Origin of the sequence: Paenisporosarcina sp. TG-14 (assembly GCF_000297555.1) — a bacterium.
In the GTDB taxonomy this organism is placed as follows: domain Bacteria; phylum Bacillota; class Bacilli; order Bacillales_A; family Planococcaceae; genus Paenisporosarcina; species Paenisporosarcina antarctica.
This window is the reverse complement of the sequence record NZ_AMGD01000101.1, coordinates 1-5,658: the sequence shown is the minus strand read 5'-3', so window position 1 is coordinate 5,658 and position 5,658 is coordinate 1. Positions and strand designations below refer to the sequence as shown.

Annotated in this window: 5 protein-coding genes; all 5 read left to right on the top strand. The window is 38.5% G+C overall.

Annotated elements, in window-relative coordinates; all coding sequences use genetic code 11:
* Positions 1–193 precede the first annotated feature (193 nt).
* On the top strand, positions 194–2,362 hold the full coding sequence (locus tag C406_RS0118430; protein WP_017382134.1) for a DNA topoisomerase III: 2,169 nt from the start codon (positions 194–196) through the stop codon (positions 2,360–2,362).
* 34 nt (positions 2,363–2,396) lie between these two features.
* Positions 2,397–2,882: a Cys-tRNA(Pro) deacylase gene (ybaK, locus tag C406_RS0118425; protein ID WP_017382133.1), complete on the top strand. Its 486-nt coding sequence runs from the start codon at positions 2,397–2,399 to the stop codon at positions 2,880–2,882.
* A gap of 151 nt (positions 2,883–3,033) precedes the next feature.
* Positions 3,034–3,615 carry a YczE/YyaS/YitT family protein gene (locus C406_RS0118420; RefSeq protein ID WP_017382132.1) on the top strand — a complete coding sequence of 194 codons (582 nt, stop codon included), beginning with the start codon at positions 3,034–3,036 and terminating at the stop codon, positions 3,613–3,615.
* Between the two features lie 78 nt (positions 3,616–3,693).
* Positions 3,694–4,782, top strand: coding sequence for a hypothetical protein (locus C406_RS0118415; RefSeq protein WP_017382131.1), 1,089 nt, complete (start codon positions 3,694–3,696; stop codon positions 4,780–4,782).
* A 553-nt stretch (positions 4,783–5,335) separates the two neighbouring features.
* Positions 5,336–5,572: a transposase gene (locus C406_RS20370; protein ID WP_081503788.1), complete on the top strand. Its 237-nt coding sequence runs from the start codon at positions 5,336–5,338 to the stop codon at positions 5,570–5,572.
* The last annotated feature ends 86 nt before the right edge of the window (positions 5,573–5,658 follow it).

The following is a 5,658-nucleotide window of genomic DNA, read 5'->3' as shown; positions in this document are numbered from 1 at the left end:
GCGACGAGGAGGCTGAAGCCGTGCCCGCGGAAAGCGTCCATCTGGAACGGAAAGCAACGGGATACTTGAAAAACTACATAAAAAATCGTAAAAAAGCAGTTTTACTGACTTTCTGGACAGTCCGGCGACCTCCAAAAAACAGCTTCGGCTACTTTCCGTTATAATGGACATATAGAAGAGAGGGGCGGACAATTTGTCTAAATCAGTAGTACTTGCAGAAAAACCATCCGTAGCACGCGATATTGCTCGCGTCCTCGGTTGTCATAAAAAAGGAAACGGCTTTTTAGAAGGCACACAATATATTGTGACATGGGCACTCGGTCACTTAGTCACTCACGCTGATCCAGAACAATACGATAACAGCTTTAAAGAATGGAAACTTGAGGACTTGCCGATATTGCCACAACCATTCAAACTGGTGCCTATTAAACAAACCATGAAACAATTTAACGCGGTCAAAGCACAACTAAATAGAACGGATGTTAACGAAATTATTATTGCAACAGATGCAGGACGTGAGGGAGAACTTGTCGCTCGTTGGATTTTAGAAAAAGCGAAAAGTCGTAAACCCGTCAAGCGATTATGGATATCTTCAGTTACCGATCAAGCCATCTTAAAAGGATTCCGTGAACTAAAAGACGGTCGTGCGTATGAACATTTATATGAAGCGGCAGTTGCGAGAGCGGAAGCGGATTGGGTAGTCGGGATCAACGCAACTCGTGCATTGACCGTGAAATACAACGCGCAATTATCAACAGGACGTGTACAAACGCCTACACTTGCGATAATTGCAACGCGAGAAAAGCAAATTCGTGATTTTATATCCAAGCCATTTTACGGTTTACAAGCAATCACGCAAGAAGCAACCTATACTTGGTCATTTGGTTTAAACAACCAAACGAGTAATTTTAATAAGGAACAAGTAGATCAAGTACTTCAAAAATTAGACGCTAATAAAGTAGGTAAGATTTCGTCTATACAAACAACACCAAAAAAACAGCCAGCACCGCCATTATTTGATTTGACGGAACTTCAAAAAGAAGGGCATCGACTGTTTGGATGGTCAGCGAAAGAAACCTTATCTACCTTGCAAGGTCTATATGAACGTCATAAAATAGTGACCTATCCACGTACTGACTCAAAGCATTTAACAAGTGATATGAAGTCGACGTTAATAGATCGAGTTAAAGCTGTTGATTTACAACCATATCGAGCTGCGACAAACAGCATTTTACGCTCTAGCAATATCCAACCTCAAAAAGGGGTAATCGATGATGCGCGTGTCAGCGATCATCATGCAATTATTCCAACTGAACAATCTCCGAATATGCAGGATTTATCAGACAAGGAGCGAAAATTGTATGACATGATCGTCAAACGATTTTTAGCGGTATTTTTGCCACCTCATGCTTATGATCAAACCGTTATAACGCTAGAAGTGAGTGGAGAAAAATTCACAGCAAAAGGGAAAACGGTTCGCGATCAAGGATGGAAGACCGTCTATCAAGATAAAGATAGCGACTCAGAAAGTACATTGCCACCAGTAGAAAAAGGGCAAACCATTGATATACGCGCCATCACCATGACGCAAGGGGAAACAAAACCGCCTGCACGTTTCAATGAAGGTACTTTACTGGCTGCGATGGAAAATCCTTCAGCATTTATGGCGGGAGAATCAAAAGACATTATTAAAACAGCCGTGGAAACGGGTGGACTTGGAACTGTCGCAACACGTGCAGATGTTATTGAAAAGTTATTTAATAGCTTTGTGATGGAAAAGAAAGGAAAAGATATTTATACAACGTCAAAAGGAAGACAGCTTTTAGAATTGGTCCCAGAAGATTTGAAATCTCCATCCTTAACAGGGGAGTGGGAACAACGATTAACGAAAATTGCCAAAGGTACGATGAAAAAAGATCAATTTATGAAAGACATGGTCATGTTTTCGAAAAAAGTCGTCACTCAAATTAAACAAAGTGATCAAAAGTATAAACATGACAACATCACAGGGAAAGCATGTCCAACTTGCGGAAAAGGTTTGCTCGAAGTCAACGGCAAACGTGGAAAAATGCTTGTGTGCCAAGACCGTGAATGTGGCTATAAAAAATCAGTGTCCATGCAAACCAATGCACGTTGTCCAGTGTGTCACAAAAAACTGGAAATGCGTGGTGAAGGGGATGGCAAAATTTTTGTTTGCTCATGTGGGCATCGTGAAAAACTGTCAGCATTTGAAAAACGCCGAGAAACTTCGGGTGGCGGTAAAGTAAACAAAAAAGATGTACAGAAATTCTTGAAACAGCAAGATGAACCACAAAATACAGCCATGGCCGAAGCGTTGAAGAAGCTAATGAATAAAGAGTAAGGAGAAGAGATTTTTTTGAAACGAGGAATTGTCTATGGCAAAGTCTAATAAACCAGCAAAAACCAATGCAGTTCGCTTGCTCGATCAACAAAAAGTTTATTATGAGTTGTTTGAGTATGTTGTGAATGATGGACAAATTGATGGGATTTCGGTTGCACTAAAAATAGGGCAACCAGTCGAAAAAGTCTTTAAAACACTTGTTGCCACTGCAGGTCCAGGAAAAATATTCGTATTCTTAGTTCCGGTTGCACAAGAACTAAATTTGAAAGCTGCAGCAAAAGCAGTTGGTGAAAAGAAAGTGGAGATGGTTGCTGTAAAAGATATACTGGGATTAACAGGGTATATTCGTGGTGGATGCTCACCACTCGGCATGAAAAAAGTATTTCCAACATTCATTGATGAGACGGCGAAAGAACTTGAAATGATGATTGTGAGTGCTGGGAAAATCGGCATGCAAATTCATCTGAAACCAACTGATTTATTGACCTGCACAAATGGAGTTTATACTTCTCTAACATAACAAGATTAAATTTCGGTATACGAAAAATAGTTGACTGTTATACTATAGGTAATAGAATTCAAATCCATTCATGCTCTGCATGAGTGGATTTTTTATAGAGAGAAGGATTTTTGACATGGTAAAGGCTTTTTACATACGATGGAGTTTTTTTATGGTTGGAATGATGTTTTTAGCATTAGGAATTGCATTAACAATTAGAGGGAATATACTCGGCATAGCGCCATGGGATGTATTCCATGTAGGATTATTTATGAATTTTGGCTTATCCATTGGTATGTGGTCAATTTTAAGTGGCTTATTACTAGTGTTGGGAACGTCACTCTATTCGAAACGCTGGCCACTTATTGGCACATGGTTAAATATGATTTTAGTTGGTTTATTTACTGATGTATTCCTTTGGATACTACCAGCTGTATCACATCCGACAGTGCAAATAGTATTGTTCATTAGTGGCGTAGGTGTGATGGGGCTTGGGGTTGGCATGTACATCGCTTCAAATGTTGGAGCAGGCCCACGTGATTCACTCATGCTCATCCTCATGGAGAAGACAGGATGGACTGTTAAACGAGTAAGAACGTTACTTGAAGTAGTTGTAGCAATCTTTGGATGGCTACTCGGAGGACCGGTTGGTGTGGGTACTGTCATTATTGCATTAACTCTTGGTTATATTGTTCATTACACCCTTATACTTTCGCAGAATTTGATTTTAAAATTAACTGAACTACCTAAATAGTAAACAACTTCTTATTCATATATTCACTTATTCTTTCATATAGTAGATTCGAAGCTACACAATGAAAGGGATGATTATATGAACGGAACTATAACGCATCAATTTGGACGAGCTTTTACAGGTCAAGGAGTAAAAAATATTTATTCGGATTTAATTAGCGAAGCACGAAAAGTGTATTTTATTAAATCTCCACCTACATTTAAATTGTCCGATTTATTTAAACAAGTTGGCTATCATTATGTAAAACGAGGATACGATATTGAGTGGTTTTACGATCCATTGCACGCCGATACAATAGAAGCCACTTTTGTAAAAGGAAGTCGTATTTTATTTATTCAAGCTTCCCACCCAATATCATTTGAACCGAAATTTTATGGAACTACCCATCATGTCGTATCATTTTATGAGGCTTATGATGAAAATAAGCTGCGCGAACATGGTGAATTTTTACGAGAAAAAACATTGCATAGCGAACAATGGCTTGATAAAGCATTACAGACCATGACAAACGCAAAAAATCTTCATGATGAATGGGAAGTTCCATACATCAGTGGGATGGATTGGAGCGGGTTTGATGCTCAAGCAGAAGCACTATTGAATGAAACATTTACCACTCTAAAATTTAATAAAACACCTCAACGTACACATAGATTAATGGGAACATTAACTCCTGAAGGTGCAAAAGATTATTTTGATTCACTGACAAAAGGTGTTAAAAGACGCATATTTATTAAAGGCTATCCAGGCAGTGGGAAGTCCACATTGATGAAACGCTTTGCAGAAAAAGCAGAGAGTTTGGGTCTTGATACACAATGGGGTTGGTGTGGTCTTGACTGCAATAGCATTGACTATGTATGGTTGCCAGAACTTCAAACGATTCTTTTTGATAGCACAAGCCCGCATGAATACGAACCTGAACATGCGGGAGATGAAATTTATGATGTGAAAAAATTCCGAGATTCAAATGAAGCAAACCATATCTCTGTAGATGGAATAGTAGCTCGCTATAAGGAAGAAATCTCCCACGCAACCGAGTATTTGCAAGTATATTCGACGGATGATGAGACAATTAGAGAGACTTTGGATACATGTGTTAATAACTTTAAATGGAAAGAAATTGAAGATCAGCTGTTGCGAAAGATAGACAATTCATCAGTTATTAAATAATGTAAAATAAATAATGATTTACTCTGGAGTGAACTCAAAAAAGAGTTCACTCCTTTTTGGAAGCTACTGAAAAAAGGTTGTTCAATATATGACGTTGGTGAAATAAAATCCCCTTCTCGATAAATAGGAGAAAGGGATGGAATTTCACTAATGTCATTTTTTTATTAATATCTATGAAATTAAAAAAAGCCTGATACACGCTGATTTCCGTTCCGAGCGGACGCTTTCCGTGGGGCGTGCGGTGAGTCTCCTCGTCGCGAAAACAATCAATGCTCCTGCGGTTACTCGTCGCAAACGAATTGTTCACAATTCGTTTCCTGTGGGGTCTCACCTGTCACGCTAATCCCACCGGAGTCGCCGCTCTGCACTCCAATCAGCTAAGAAAATATAGGAAACATAAGTTCAGATAGATGAGATTCCTTGTAGAATAAAAGTCGACCAAAACCATCATCCATAGGCTCTATCAAGAACTTCTAAAATCTATGTCTGATAAGGATTTCAAGGCATAGAGACTGGTTTAACTAGACCTGTTTCACCTTTAATTTCAAGTTATATGAGAACAAGCTTAAAAACGTTAAGAAAACATCTTCCGATCATAGAAAACAGCTTTATTTACCCTTACAATAACGGAAGAATTGAAGGGACTAAAAATAAAATCAAAGTATTAAATCATGTCAATTATGGATATAGAAATTTCCAGAATTACAAAAACCGATTTATTTTACCCTTTAAATTAAAACCAGCTGATAAACAAAGCGAACAAAAACAATTACGCTCAAAAGCAGCATAATCCCACTTTTAAGCATTTCACTGGATCAGGCAATTTATATATTCTTATCCAATTTTAAACGTACAATTTTAGTTGCTTGGAGTGCA